Source organism: Chitinophaga sp. CC14, assembly GCF_048957795.1.
Lineage (GTDB): Bacteria > Bacteroidota > Bacteroidia > Chitinophagales > Chitinophagaceae > Chitinophaga > Chitinophaga ginsengisegetis.
The window spans coordinates 1007864-1021778 of sequence record NZ_JARBFY010000001.1 but is presented as its reverse complement, the minus strand read 5'-3'; the positions used below and the strand labels follow the sequence as shown (position 1 = coordinate 1021778).

Genomic DNA, 13915 nt, shown 5'->3' with positions numbered 1-13915 from the left:
AATTTTGATATCTTCTGATTAAGAGAAAATCTCTCTAAATCCTTCCTAGTAGTGACATTTTTGACATTCAGTACCACCTACCATCTCAACTGTTACGCTATCGATCTTCTTATCTTTAATATCCTGATGAAGCTTTTCGAAGATGCTGTAATAGTTGTTGTCAGCAAACTGCACTTTGGTAGTACGGTGACAGTTGATACACCATCCCATAGAGAGATCGGAGAACTGATGTACTTCATCCATTTCGGTGATGGCACCGTGGCAGGTTTGACATTGTTGCTGACCGGCAACCACGTGTTGAGAGTGGTTAAAGTAAACGTGGTCAGGCAGGTTGTGGATTTTAGTCCATTCGATTGGTCTGCCTGGCTTGGTATATTTACCAGCTTCAGGATCCCATCCTACGTAATCGTATAATTTTGCAATTTCAGCAGTACCATCTACCTTCTTACCTTCTGCAGTTGTCAGCTCAGGACCGGAGTATTCCTTAATGGCCTTGTGACAGTTCATACAGATATTTTCAGAAGGGATCATTGCGTGTTTACTCTTCTCAGCACCGGCGTGGCAATACAAACAGTTAATCTGGTTGATACCCGCGTGCACCTTATGGCTGTAGAAGATAGGTTGCTCCGGCATATAGTCTTTCTGGCGACCCAGGCCGATTGCACCCTGAATAGTGAAGTAACCGCCTACCATGAACAGCACCAGGATGATCAGCGCCAGGTAAGCTTTATTTTTGTAGAAAGGAACAGGGTCCGGAGTAGGAACTCCTTCTTTATCACCAGCCAGCTTATTCAGGTTGCTGTTGATCTGCATGAGGATCAGCGCTACTACTGCGAGGATCAGTGTGATGATACCAAACAGTAAACTGTTGTCATTGCCTTTGTCTTCAGCACCTTCAGTAGCCCCAGCTTCAGCAGGCTTAGCTCCTCCCGGAGTTTTCGCTTGCTCAACTTTTACATAAGCCAGGATGTCGTCAATCTCCTCATCTGATAACTGAGGGAAAGCGGTCATCGCTGTCTTGTTGTACTGATTGAAGAGGTCATTGGCATATTTGTCCCCTGTAGCCAGTACAGAAGCAGAGTTGTGGATCCACTGGTGCAATAATTTCTTATCGGGCCAGCGATCTTCTACCCCCGCTAATGCAGGACCTGTCAGCTTCTTATGGACATTATGGCAGGAAGCGCAGTTTGTTTGGAATAATGCTTTACCCTTCGCTGGATCCGCTGCCTTAACAGAAGAAAACGGAATTACTATACTAGCGCATAGAATAAGCACACTCACAAAATGCTTGCGCAAAAGAATGGAAACACGACGATACACAGCCTATATAGTTTAGATTTGACCTAAAGTTTCTTAAAAGTGCCAGCAAAAATAAGACAGAATGTTGACAATTTACCAACAATTAAAAAAAATTATTGTCTTATAGAATGCTGTTTTCAACCTCTTTTTTGAGCACCGATTGAGCTGGAAGTCTTTCTGCTGGCCTATTTAAACGCTTCACCTATTATTTCCTTTCAAAACTTATTATTTTGATTGAAAGTTTAATTCCTCTGTGGGCGCACGTCTACATCATAACGTGGGGCAAGGTTTGCGGGGATATAATTATAATATATGCAGATGAAAATCAAATAGTGGTCCCCTATATCCTTTAACACACAATATAATATATTATCTGTCAGCGCAGTTAATTTCTGTGAGAGTTGTTATTTTTACCTTAATAACCTGCCGGCGGACCAGAATGTTCAATCTGCCATCAAAAAATCGCTCCCATGAAAAATAGTATCATACTCCCCGTTTTGCTTACTGCCTTCACGGCCTGTAACAATAATACCACCACCACCCAAAACGATAGCACCACGCAACATACCACGCCGGGTACAGCTACCCCCACCGTTATCACCGGCACCTTCCAGGGTACCCTTCCGTGCGCCGACTGCCCCGGCATGGACTACCAGATCAGTTTGTTTGATGATCATACCTTTCATGAACTGGTGGCCTACCAGGGAAGAGGACAGGGGATAGCCTCCGTGGAAACCGGCACCTGGAAACAAACCTCCGACTCCACCGTAATGCTTCAGAAGAAAACCGACAGCAGCTCCTTCCTCGCCTCCGAAGGGAAACTCCTCCTCCTCGATACCAAAGGCAAACGGATCGAAGGGGTGCTGGCCAGCAATTATATCCTCAAGCCGGTAGAGGGTGGCGACCGCAGGCAACTGCTCGCCGAAAAGTCGAAAGCCGGCATCCGGTTCACCGCCAGCGGCAACGAACCCTTCTGGAGCCTCGACCTTGATAACAAAAAAATACGTTTCAACAACGTTAATGGCGACAGCCTCCAGGTTACCCTCCCCCCGGCCAGGCCTAATACCGATACTTTAAAGGTATACACCACCCCGGATATCACGATAAGTATCCGCAATACCGTTTGTACCGACGATATGAGCGGCCTGATGAAACCCAATACCGTACAGATACAGGTGAAAGACAAAACATACCAGGGCTGCGGGGAATATCTCAAATAACTTTAAATCCCTGCTAAATTGTCTATTTTTGTACCCTACTCAAACAGTAAGAGACTTTGAAAAATATTGCCATATTCGCATCGGGTGCAGGAAGCAACGCGCAGAAAATTATAGATCATTTCAAACAGTCAGATAAGGCCAGGGTTACCGTAATCGTTTGTAACAAACCCGGAGCCGGTGTTTTACAGATTGCCGAACGCGAAGGTATTACCAGTATACTCATTGAAAAGGAGGCGTTCCTCCATTCAGATAAATATATCCAATTATTAAAAGAACAAAAGATCGACCTGGTAGTGCTGGCCGGTTTCCTATGGAAAATCCCCGCCAACCTGGTACAGGCTTTTCCTAACCGCATTATCAATATCCACCCGGCCCTGTTACCAAAATTTGGCGGAAAAGGGATGTATGGACATTTTGTGCACGAAGCGGTTATAGCTGCCGGAGAAAAAGAAAGTGGCATCACCATCCACTTTGTGAACGAGAAATACGACGACGGAGAAACGATCCTGCAGGAACGAATTATCATCACACCGGAAGATACGCCCGAGTCAGTAGCACGCAAAGTACAGGCGCTGGAACATCAATGGTTTCCGGTAATTGTGGAACGATTATTGACCAGTTCTGAAAGCTGACACACGCCCGGATTGAGGTTCTGAAGCCAGTCTAACCCTTACAACTGTATGAAAAAGACACTGCTGTTAATATGGTTATCCTGTTCATTTATTTTATCATCCTCTGCCCAGGATGGCAAAACACAATTGAGCAAAAACACCTTTCTTAAAGTAAATCCTACCACCTTAATTAATGAACTCGATATTTACCTGGAACAGGAAATAACTGATAAATTCAGCCTGGAGGTAGGTATCAGCGGTATCTATACAGATTACCCCGATTATGTGCTGGCAAAAAAGATTGATATCGGACAGAAAAAACCTGATATCAGTACTGAACAGTTTGTAGATGGCCGGGGACTGGGCTTCCGCGTAGGAGCACGCCTGTACCTTATTTCACAGGAAATGTCGCCCTCCCGCGCAGCCGGCACCTACTTCGAACCCGTGTTATTCGTTAAAAAGGTTTTCTACCCTAATGAAGACAATACCTTCAGTAACATTACCTACACCAACTCCGGAGACAAAACCGTTATCGGCCTGCAACTTCTGGTAGGACGGCAGTTCAAAAAAGACCGCTTTATCCTTGATCCCTTTATCGGTGTAGGTATCCGTAGTAAAATCTATAAATACAATACCTATCATTTCGACGACGACAAAGTATCCCTGAACGATGGTAAAATGGTCAGCATACTGCCCAGCCTCCAGATAGGTATTAAAATGGGGCTCAAACTGTGGTAATCTTCCCTAAAACGGTACAATCACTTTAGCACTGAAATTTCTACCCATATTATAGATGCCCAGCCGCCCGTTAGGGGAGGAGCTGTAGTATTCAAAATATTTCAACCGGTTCATATTGGCCTGGTAAGCCACGTTGGCCACATTATCCAGCTGCAGGAACACTTCACATACCGTTTTTCCTTTCTTATTGAGAATACCGGTACCGGCGCCTATATTGAAAAGGGTATATCCCGGCGTAAATGTTTCGGTATCATCTACCCCGTAAAAATGTGGCTGGTCTGCAATAATATCAGCCTCCACGCGGGCATAGGCTTTGGTAAAGATCCCGTAATTGCGTTGGGTGGTTGCCTTTAGCTCGCTGCGTATATGCGTGGGGGGTATAAACGGCAGGTACCGCGCTTCGTCGCCATGCGTACCGATCAGTTCCATGTTCCGGTTACGTCCCTGCGTGTAGGCAACACTGTTATTCATGGTAAGCCAGGCTATACTCCGCGGATGGAGATTTACACTCACCTCCGCTCCAAATAGCCTCGCGGCAGATTGCTGGTACTTATAGGCGGCGTTACCCGGCACTATTACCACGGGGTTGCCGGTATTATCGTATAGCTTTGCCTGGTAGATATAGTTCTCAATATTATTATTAAACAATTCCACACTGATATCCGCATCCGGTAACCATGCCTGTATACCGATGTCTTCCTGCAAACTGAACTCCGGCTTAAATCCACGGTTCCCCAGGTATACAATATGCGCGCCCGGATCAAGACCATTGGAACCTATCTCTGTAATATTCGGCGCACGGTAGCCCCGTGCAATGTTAGCCTTTACCAGCACCCGCTCGCTGATATTCCAGGTAGCGCCCAGGCTGCCGGAAATACCGGTATACCGGTGATTGAAAGAAGGGAACTGCAGATGGGCCCCTGCTGTATCCGGTAACTGCGCATGTCGCTCAAAGCCATTCTCCTTATTGGGTCCTACGTAGAAGTCGTTCCAGCGGATAGAACGGTTGTCGTAACGGATACCACCCGATACATCTACCTTACCAAAAGATTTCCTGGCAAAAATAAATCCGCCTATGTCAAACAGGTTATAGTCCGGAATGGGAAAATCGGTACCGTTCTTACTCTTATTCGACTGGTACATACCATTCACACCTACGGTTGTTTCCAATCCGTTCATCACGGGCAAATTATAGCGCACATCATAGTTCAATGTATTCAGCACTACGTACAGGCCAGGCTGCTCAGTCATCTCCGGGTGATTGTACTCCCGCCGGATGCTTTGTTGTACCCCAATCATGGTATTAATATCGCCGGTACCCACATTCCATTTGGAATGGTTGTATACCCGGTAATGCTGGATATGCTGATGTAACGGGTTAATGGTGTAGGTACGCAGCTCATTGTCCGGTACCAGTGGCCGGTCTTTTATATTGTCATCAGCATCCTTCACCTGCCTGGTAAATTTACGGGTCAGGGAATCACGGCTACCATCGGGGATTTCCTGGGTGTTGTCATAAAGCGTAGCACCAAATTGGGAGTGCCCCCATGATTTATCCACCCTTGCCAATGCGGTGAGATTGTATTCCCGGAAGGCGGTGCCATATACAAATCCGTCCACACTGTTGCGGTAGTTATGCGCCGCCTTGGCCGTGCCCCGCAATACATATTTCCAGTCGTTTTGCCGGTAAGCCAATCCCAGGGAGGATCCTATCATTCCATTATTACTGTGGTAATCAGTAAGAAAGCTACCCTGTAGTTTTCCCGGTGTCAGTTCCGGGATGTCGGGGATCATGTTAATTACACCGGCCAGCGCATCAGAGCCATAAGTAAGACTGGCAGGACCTTTCACCACTTCCGCCCGTGAAATACCATACTGGTCTATTTCAATACCATGCTCATCGCCCCATTGCTGCCCTTCCTGCCGCACACCGTCGAACAGCGTCAGTACGCGGTTATAGCCCAGTCCCCGGATAAATGGTTTTGAAATATTGGGGCCGGTTGTTACCGCGCTTACGCCCGGCACTCCTTTAATAATAGCATCAATAATGTTATTATTTACGTTCATGTTCATTTCCCTTTTACCGATAACGGCAATGGGTATGGGGTTTTTCCGGACAGCGGTGGCGCGGGAAACACCGGTTACCACTACTTCATCCAGCTTCGATAAATCTTCTTCCAGGGAAACGTTCAATACCGTTGTTTGGCCCGCTGTAATTTGTTTCTTCAGCTTAACGGTTTGGTATCCTACCATTGATATTTTGATATCATAAGTACCTGCTGCCAGGTTTTTAATATTGAAAAGCCCCTGCTGATCGGCAGTAGCGCCAGTATGCAGGGCGGGGATAGCAATGTTGGCAAACTGCACCGGCTTCCCGTCTTTGTTCACAACTGCTCCTTTCACCACGCCTTGCTGGGCATATGCCGTAGTAATGAATAATAATAAGAATAGTAATGTAGATAGTTGTTTCATGCGTATAAGTAATCTTGGTTTTAAACTCAGTACAGTGTTTTCACGGATAGTAACAATGGATTACACTTCCAATTTAATTTTCAACAAAACTATCTTCTATTTTTATACTTGTCTTAATTATTTTTTAGATTAGTCTAAATATCTGGAAAAGAATCTTTAAAAAGATGACCATCCTGGAAGTTTTTGATTTCCAATTCGGTGCACAGGCAGCTGTCAAGATCAATGATGATACCTTGTGAATCCAGTTCCTGTCCTATGATTACCAGTTCATTATACCTGTCAGCAAAGCGGGTATCCCAGCGGCTGGTAATGAGTTCATAGGTTTCGGGATCCATTTGCCATTGCTTGCGGGGGATGGCGCACCACCAGTAACCGGCCTTCTCGGCACGCAGTGATCCGCCCGCCTGGCTCCAGTTTACAGCGATGTCCGGGCGGGAGGCCAGCCAAAATAATCCTTTACTGCGGATAATATTGCCGGGCCAGCGTTCATTGATATACTGCCAGAAGCGTTCCGGGTGAAAGGGTTTGCGGCTGCGGTATACAAAGGAAGAGATGCCGTATTCTTCCGTTTCCGGGGTGTGTTCATTTTCCAGTTCGGCCTGCCAGCCGGCGCTTTGGGAGGTGGTGTCGAAATCGAAAAGACCGGTATGCAGTATTTCTTTCAATGGTACCTGGCCCTTGATGGATTCCACGATGCGGGCCGTGGCGTTTAATTTACGCAGCACTGCTTTCAGGTTACCCAGCTGTTCTTTTGATACCAGGTCGCATTTATTCAGCACAATCACATTGGCAAATTCTACCTGGTCTGTCAGCAGGTTCACGATGGTGCGCCGGTCTGCTGCATCATCTGTTAAGCCCCTGTCCTGCAGGAACGACATACTGCTGTAATCGTTGATAAAATTATACGCATCCACTACCGTCACCATTGTATCCAGCTGGCTTACCGTGCTGAGATCAACGTTGTTCACTTCATCCTGGTAGCAGAAAGTTTGCGCCACCGGTATAGGTTCCGAGATACCGGTAGATTCAATCAACAGGTAATCAAACCGTTTCTCTGCGGCCAGTGCAGCTACTTCCTTCAGCAGATCTTCCCGGAGAGTACAGCAAATGCAGCCATTGCTCATTTCCACCAGGCGCTCTTCCGTTTTGTGCAGCGTATTTTCATTCTTCACCAGTTGCGCATCGATATTCACCTCACTCATATCGTTAACAATAACGGCTACACGAAGATTTTCACGGTTGTGCAGCACGTGATTAAGCAGCGTAGTTTTCCCCGCGCCGAGAAAGCCACTCAGCACCGTAACAGGTAATTTTTCCATATGTGATAAGTTATATTGCTATGTGTGTGCGTATTTTAATTACAGCAATTTATTTCCTGTTTTACAACAGCAGTTTTACAACCCGCCAGCCGGCAGATGCCGCCGGCTATGTTCATGGGGGTGGCCTTTAACCGTCGTGCACTGTTTACAACGTTTCAGGTTTAGTATATGCGCGCCCGTTACTCCTGCCGCACCGGCAAAGATGACAACAGGTTCCCAGAAACCACCGGCAATCCCGAAATGCCCTCCCAGTAACAAGGCAAACCCCGCGGCAAAGATCAGCAGGGGCGCTATGCGCCGGTGATGCCTGAAATATCCCCGTCCCAGCGACAAACAACCTACCCCAAAGGAGAAAGACAATAAGCCATACTCCAGCATTTCATTTTCCAATACGTGCGATCCCACCAATGGCAATACCGTGAGCAGCAAAGGGAGTAAGGCGCAGTGCACGGCACACAACAGGGAAGCCCCTATTCCAATAGTGTCCCAACTCATCTTCTTTAAAATATTCACTTCCATGTTCCCATTTTTCTATCCGGACAAAACTACGTAAATTTGCAACAATGTTGCAAATTAAAATATCTCTTATCTTCAGATAATTTATTTTTTCAACTATAAAATGTTGCAGGCGTGTTAAAAAAATAAGAGATGCGTTGCACTGATGGGCATCTGTTAACTATGTGCTACCTTTGTATATCGAATAAAACAAGGAATCATACCTATGTCGAAGAAAGCAATTATACTGATTTCATTTTTTGTGTTGTTGAGCGCAGGTTTCCTGACCTATGCCGGTTATATTATTAAAGGAGAAACAGGCACCTTCTTTGGAAAAGACAAGTTACCTCACCTGGGGGCGCCGGGACATACCATCCCCGGATTTTCCTTTACAGACCAGGAGGGCCGCACGAAAACGAAGGCAGACGTTGAAGGCAAAATTTATGTATCTGAGTTCTTTTTTACCACCTGCACCGGTATTTGTCCGAAGATGAATGCCAATATGGACAAGGTATATGCGAAGTATAAAGACAATCCCAACTTCCTGATCCTTTCCCATACGGTAGATCCCGAACACGACAGCGTGCCGGTACTAAAGGCATATGCCGCCAAACATGGCGCTGATTCTAAAAACTGGTGGTTCCTTACCGGCGACAAGAAACAGCTCTACCGGTTGGCCAGGCAAGGTTACCTGGTAGACGATGGCGTATATACCGGGGAAGAAGATTTTGTACACACCCAATGGTTTGCATTGGTTGATAAAGCAGGACAGATCCGCGGTTTGTATGAAGGCACTAAAAAACAGGACGTAGATAAATTGATTGAAGACATAGACCGTTTAATGGAAGAATAAAGTTTTTTTCATCATGGGCACCAAACAACAAATAACAGAACGAATTGGCAGTATACTACGCGAAAGCAAGCTGAGTGTAACAGAAACCCGGACAAGGATCCTGGAACTGTTCATGAAAAGCAACGGTGCGCTGGAACATAGCGATTTTGAAAAGCTGGCCGGTCAGTCGTTCGACCGTGTAACCGTATACCGTACCTTACAAACATTCCTCGACAAAGGAATCATTCATAAAATACCTACTACAGATACCTCGGTACGCTACGCTTTATGTAAGTCGGAGTGTTCGGAGCACCACCATCACGATCATCATATTCATTTCAAGTGTGAAGAATGCGGTAATACCATTTGTTTAGATGAAACAGATGTTCCGCAAATACAGCTTCCCAAAGGTTATGCAGCGCATAATGTGGAAGTAGTGGTGAGTGGGGTTTGTAAATCCTGTAAATGAAAAAATGCCTTTGTTAATGTTCCGTAAAGCGGCATTAACAAAGGCATCCTTACTATATCTTCTCTATTTCCGCTTTCACGAAATCGGCCAGTTCCTTCACATAAGCCGGAGAAAAATCAAATTTAATTCCCGCCGCTTTATACAACTCAGGCAACGTTTTGGTATTACCTAAACTTAACGCCTGTACGTAGTTATCCAAAGCCTGTGTTTTGTTTTCCTTGAACTGCTTCCACATGGCAATAGCTCCCAGTTGCGCAATACCGTATTCTATGTAATAGAAAGGCACTTCAAACAGGTGCAGTTGCTTTTGCCACGTGATAGCACGGTAATCTTCGTGGCCGCTCCAGTCAACCGCTGCAGGGGAAAATTCATTCAGTATTTCCAGCCATTTGGCGGTACGTTCTTCTATGGTGTGCTGCGGATGTTCATAGATCCAGTGCTGGAATTTATCGATGGTGGCAATCCACGGGAAAATGGTGATGGCCCTTTCCAATTGCTGTAACCGTGCGCGGCGCAGCTGTGTTTCGTCATCAAAGAAAATGTTCCAGTAGTCCATAGTAAATAACTCCATGCTCATGCTGGCTACTTCTGCTATCTCCATCGGGTATTCCTTGAAGGCGCTGAGTGCCAGGTGATGGCTCAGGAAAGAGTGTACCGCGTGGCCACCTTCGTGTACCATTGTGGTAAGATCTTTCATTTGTCCGGCGGCATTCATAAAAATGAAAGGCACGCCTGTTTCCGCCAGCGGGCAGTTATAACCACCCGGCGCTTTACCATTACGGCTTTCCAGGTCGAAGCGGCCCATTTGTTTCATCACCCGGAGGCAATTACCAAAGAAAGGACCCAGTTCATCAAAGGTGGCGATGGCTTTATTCACCAGCTCTTCTCCTGTGTGGAATGGCTCCAGTGGCTTCACACCCGCTGGTTCTGCTTCTGTGTCCCAGGGACGCAGGGTATCCAGCTGCAGTTTGGCTTTCTGCTTTTCCAGGATCTGTTGTACCAGCGGAACAATATGCGCTTTGATGGCTTCATGAAACTGGAAGGCATCTTCTTTTGTATAGTCGAAGCGACCCAGTTCTTCAAATTTATAGTCGCGGTAATTAGCGAAGCCGGCATTTTTTGCTACCTGGTCACGTTTTAAAATCAGCCCTGTGTACAGGTCATCCAGTGCTTTCCTGTCTTCCAGGCGACGGGCGCCGGTTTTGGTGAACACTTCTTCCCGCAGGGAACGGTCGCTGTTTTCCAGGAATTTAGCTGCCTGTTGCAGGGTATATTCCTGGTCTTTTACTTTGATGGTCATTTTACCTGCAATGGCGCCATATTGTTGTGCCATTACGCTCAGTTCCGCCTGGATAGGAATATTTTCCTCGCGGAACAGTTTCACCTGTTTCTCTACATTGCGGAGATACGTTTTATACAGGTCGGGATCCAGTTCTTTTACAAACGGGCTTTCCAGCAATTTTTTATTGAGCGCATCTGCATAGGGTTGCAGTTTGGGCTGAATTTCCATACAGAAGTAAGCGAAGGCTTCCTCAAGTGATTTATCGGTGATATCGCAGGTCATTCGGATCTGGCGCCAGCAGGCATCTTCACTGATTACTGCTTCCAGTTCGCTCATATCTTTCAGCCATTTTTCCAGGTCTGATACGCTATTGATCTTTCTTTCCTTCAGCGCTTCAAAGTAAGGCTGCAGGGTATCCCAGGTAGTTACTTTAAAATCTTCCGGGAGAAATGTACGCGGTAGTTTCTTTATATCTGCACTTAGTTTATCCATGCTATCTGTTATTTTTAAATTTTCGGATGTAGAAATTTAGGCAATTTTATGCTAATGCCGGGTGTTTCCGGCTAAAAGAATCGTTAAATATCGGGAATGCTAAAACGATTCAGGCTTCTATTTACAGAAAAAGATCTCTGTAAATAGAAGCCTGAAATATTTTGCCGGCTGATGTTTGCTTCAATCATCAGACAACCCGGATCCTTACTATTCTTCTGTTTTCTTCTTGCGTGGCTTAGCAACTTTTTTAGGCTCTTCGCCTTCCGCTGCCGGTGCATCATCTTTCTTAGCTTTGGCTTTCTTAGGTGCTTTTTCTTCAGCGCCTGTTTCGCCTTCTTCTTTTTCAGCGGCCTTTTTAGCGCGTGGCTTCTTAGGCTTTTCTTCTGTAGCTGCTTCTTCAGTAGCTTCAGGAGCTGCTTTCTTCTTTTTCTCCGGAGCAGCGGTTTCTTCTACTGCCACTTCTTCCGCTTCACCATCACCTTCGGCGAGGATCTCATCAAATTTCAACAGATCGTTTGCTTTGAGGATACCAAACCATTTTACCATCTTCTTCATATCACTCACATACACTCTGTCTTCATCGAATTCAGGGAATACGCTTTTGAAATAAGCTTTGATAGCATTGTTGTCTGCTTTACCAGCTACAGGCGGGTGTGCCGCTGCTTTTTCCTCCATGGCCTTGAATACCTCAGCCAGGTTTACGTTTTCGCCGGTAGTGAATACTTCAATACTTTCCAGTGGAGTAAAATTATGCACGCGGGAAGATACAAACCTTGTACTTTTATCTTCCAGTGACCTTACGATGGCGCCATCTTGTTTACTGGCTACTAACTGAAACAAACCGCCCAATCCGGTTACTGCAACAATTTCTCTGTACTGCATGTTCAAATTTTTAGGAAGCGCAAATATAAATAATTATAATAGATTGCCCACGGCTATTTTTGGCTTGGAAAAAGCCGGCAACGGGGGCGTGCGTCAATTCAACTTTCGTGCCATGACCACCGTGCGTTTACAGCGTTTCACGTACCCCTGAAGATTAAATATCTCTATAAAAAATATATAAATCCCTGGTGGCAAAACTACTGCATTTTCTCCAGTTCCATCCCACGGCAAATATCCGGTATTTCCCATCAATATATTGCGGGCCAGGTACCGTACCGGTTTACCCTGCAGGTCATACACAGTAACATTGCCCACAAAGCCAGGAGCGGGCAGTTGCCAGGAAAGCTGCGTTACATCTGCGGTTCCGTCGTGATCGGGGGAAAACACTTCCGGTAACAATGCAATATTCAGCGAATCGCCTGCATCGCCCCGGCGCTGGGAATTAAGCCATCCGGGAGTAGCATATCCCACTGTGGCAGCAGCAGAATGCCAGTTGGCAGCGTCAGAAGCCGGAAGCTGGTACTGCAACCGCTCCAGCGAAATGCCCTGCAATTCACTCGCCAGCGGAAAGTGTTGTCCGCTGGTATAGGGTAGTTCATCTATAATCGTACTATCAACCCGCAGCAGCACCACATCGCCTCCGTCCAACGGCATCGATGGCAGGCTGCTTACTTCCTGGATATTTTCCGGCGACCGGCAATTGTAGTAGCTGCAAAGCAAATCCTTGTTGGTGGTCAATGCCAGCAATTGCCCTGGCATCAGCAAACGGCCACTGGTGGTCATCTTTTTAAAAACGCCTAACCCGCTACCAGCGGTACGGGCACAAACACGCAGCTCATTTAAGTTTACCACCTTCCCGCTGGCATTATACAGTTCAATAAATTCAGGGATGCCGGCAGGCGGATAAAACAGCACTTCATTGATTAATATATCGTTGCCAACCGGTTGTTGCGGTATGCCCAGCGTAACACTGTTATAGATATTACTGGTAGCGCCGTTGCAATCTGCCACCCCGTTGCTGGTGATGGTGTATACCTCCTTTGGCCGGATAGCCGCATCCAGCTGCAGTTCTACGCTGCTGAATACCGGAGGCAGCACCCGGCAGGAGGTTACATGCAATCCACCACTGATTTCATAATGTGCAGGATTGGCTGCCAGTGCGCTATCCAGCGTTTTACTGAAGTGCAATAATACATGCATGCTGTCTGCAATGGCGGCAAATAACAGGTCCGGTTTGGAAACGTCGGGGGTATTTGCTGCCACGGCATTAATGAAACCGGGTGTGCCGCCGGCAGCAGCGGTGCTGGCTGTCCAGTTTACTTTTCCGCTGCACGGAAATGCCGTATTGATCATTTCCAGGCTGATGCCGCCCCTGCCGGCCTTTCCACCTGCATACCACCCTTGATGGTAATCTACCGCATGTATCACCCTTCTGAATGCATCATATAAAACAGTCAGTGCGCTGTCGTCTGCTATTGTGGGAAAACGGTCTATTCCCCTGATATTGGGAATGTTATAACTACTTACTGCGCCCGGAGCGCACAGCACCAGCAAGCTGTCGGGCTGCAGCAAACAGGCCGGCAGCGCTACTTCCCGCCTGTTTACCGCGAGGCGCCAGTTGCTCAGTTGCACGGGTGTGGTGCTGATGTTCCGCAGTTCTATATATTCATAAGGCGGCAAGCCTGCTACAGGCGAGGGTTTCGGCATTACTTCATGAATAACCACGTCATAAATGGCCGGTGTTTGGGTGAAACCGGGGAGGGCCTGCAGCAGCAGGCAGAAACAAACAATGGGTAACCGCATG

Annotated in this window: 12 protein-coding genes; 5 read left to right on the top strand and 7 right to left on the bottom strand. The window is 46.7% G+C overall.

Going from position 1 to position 13915, the window contains the following annotated elements; all coding sequences use genetic code 11:
• Nucleotides 1–45: 45 nt before the first annotated feature.
• The gene (locus tag PV783_RS04290) at nucleotides 46–1320 is read right to left on the bottom strand and encodes a c-type cytochrome (RefSeq protein WP_420987240.1); all 1275 of its coding nucleotides are present in this window, start codon (nucleotides 1318–1320) and stop codon (nucleotides 46–48) included.
• 449 nt (nucleotides 1321–1769) lie between these two features.
• Between PV783_RS04290 and PV783_RS04285 the strand changes: the two genes are divergently transcribed.
• From PV783_RS04285 to PV783_RS04275, 3 genes are read left to right on the top strand one after another with little or no spacing between them, the layout of a single operon-like run.
• Nucleotides 1770–2519, top strand: coding sequence for a copper resistance protein NlpE N-terminal domain-containing protein (locus PV783_RS04285; protein WP_420987239.1), 750 nt, complete (start codon nucleotides 1770–1772; stop codon nucleotides 2517–2519).
• Between the two features lie 56 nt (nucleotides 2520–2575).
• Nucleotides 2576–3151 (top strand): phosphoribosylglycinamide formyltransferase, encoded by a 576-nt coding sequence (purN, locus tag PV783_RS04280; RefSeq protein ID WP_079471711.1) that lies wholly within the window; start codon nucleotides 2576–2578, stop codon nucleotides 3149–3151.
• A gap of 48 nt (nucleotides 3152–3199) precedes the next feature.
• Nucleotides 3200–3868 carry a hypothetical protein gene (locus PV783_RS04275; protein ID WP_079471710.1) on the top strand — a complete coding sequence of 223 codons (669 nt, stop codon included), beginning with the start codon at nucleotides 3200–3202 and terminating at the stop codon, nucleotides 3866–3868.
• Nucleotides 3869–3874: 6 nt separating this feature from the next.
• Here PV783_RS04275 and PV783_RS04270 read toward each other — a convergent pair whose 3' ends face one another.
• The 3 genes from PV783_RS04270 to PV783_RS04260 form a co-directional block, all read right to left on the bottom strand.
• Nucleotides 3875–6340: a TonB-dependent receptor gene (locus PV783_RS04270; RefSeq protein ID WP_420987238.1), complete on the bottom strand. Its 2466-nt coding sequence runs from the start codon at nucleotides 6338–6340 to the stop codon at nucleotides 3875–3877.
• Nucleotides 6341–6474: 134 nt separating this feature from the next.
• The gene (locus tag PV783_RS04265; protein ID WP_420987237.1) at nucleotides 6475–7659 is read right to left on the bottom strand and encodes a GTP-binding protein; all 1185 of its coding nucleotides are present in this window, start codon (nucleotides 7657–7659) and stop codon (nucleotides 6475–6477) included.
• Between the two features lie 75 nt (nucleotides 7660–7734).
• Nucleotides 7735–8178, bottom strand: coding sequence for a MerC domain-containing protein (locus tag PV783_RS04260; protein WP_420987236.1), 444 nt, complete (start codon nucleotides 8176–8178; stop codon nucleotides 7735–7737).
• Nucleotides 8179–8380: 202 nt separating this feature from the next.
• Between PV783_RS04260 and PV783_RS04255 the strand changes: the two genes are divergently transcribed.
• Together PV783_RS04255 and PV783_RS04250 are read left to right on the top strand one after the other, a co-directional pair.
• Nucleotides 8381–9007: an SCO family protein gene (locus tag PV783_RS04255; protein ID WP_420987235.1), complete on the top strand. Its 627-nt coding sequence runs from the start codon at nucleotides 8381–8383 to the stop codon at nucleotides 9005–9007.
• Between the two features lie 13 nt (nucleotides 9008–9020).
• A complete protein-coding gene (locus tag PV783_RS04250; protein WP_079471705.1) occupies nucleotides 9021–9455 on the top strand; it encodes a Fur family transcriptional regulator in 435 nt (144 codons plus the stop codon).
• Between the two features lie 52 nt (nucleotides 9456–9507).
• Here PV783_RS04250 and PV783_RS04245 read toward each other — a convergent pair whose 3' ends face one another.
• From PV783_RS04245 to PV783_RS04235, 3 genes are all read right to left on the bottom strand, one after another.
• On the bottom strand, nucleotides 9508–11229 hold the full coding sequence (locus PV783_RS04245; protein ID WP_420987234.1) for a M3 family oligoendopeptidase: 1722 nt from the start codon (nucleotides 11227–11229) through the stop codon (nucleotides 9508–9510).
• Nucleotides 11230–11436: 207 nt separating this feature from the next.
• Entirely contained in the window at nucleotides 11437–12111 is a 675-nt protein-coding gene (locus PV783_RS04240) for a DUF5606 domain-containing protein (RefSeq protein WP_079471703.1), read from the bottom strand.
• Between the two features lie 93 nt (nucleotides 12112–12204).
• On the bottom strand, nucleotides 12205–13914 hold the full coding sequence (locus PV783_RS04235) for a lamin tail domain-containing protein (protein ID WP_420987233.1): 1710 nt from the start codon (nucleotides 13912–13914) through the stop codon (nucleotides 12205–12207).
• Nucleotide 13915 lies beyond the last annotated feature (1 nt).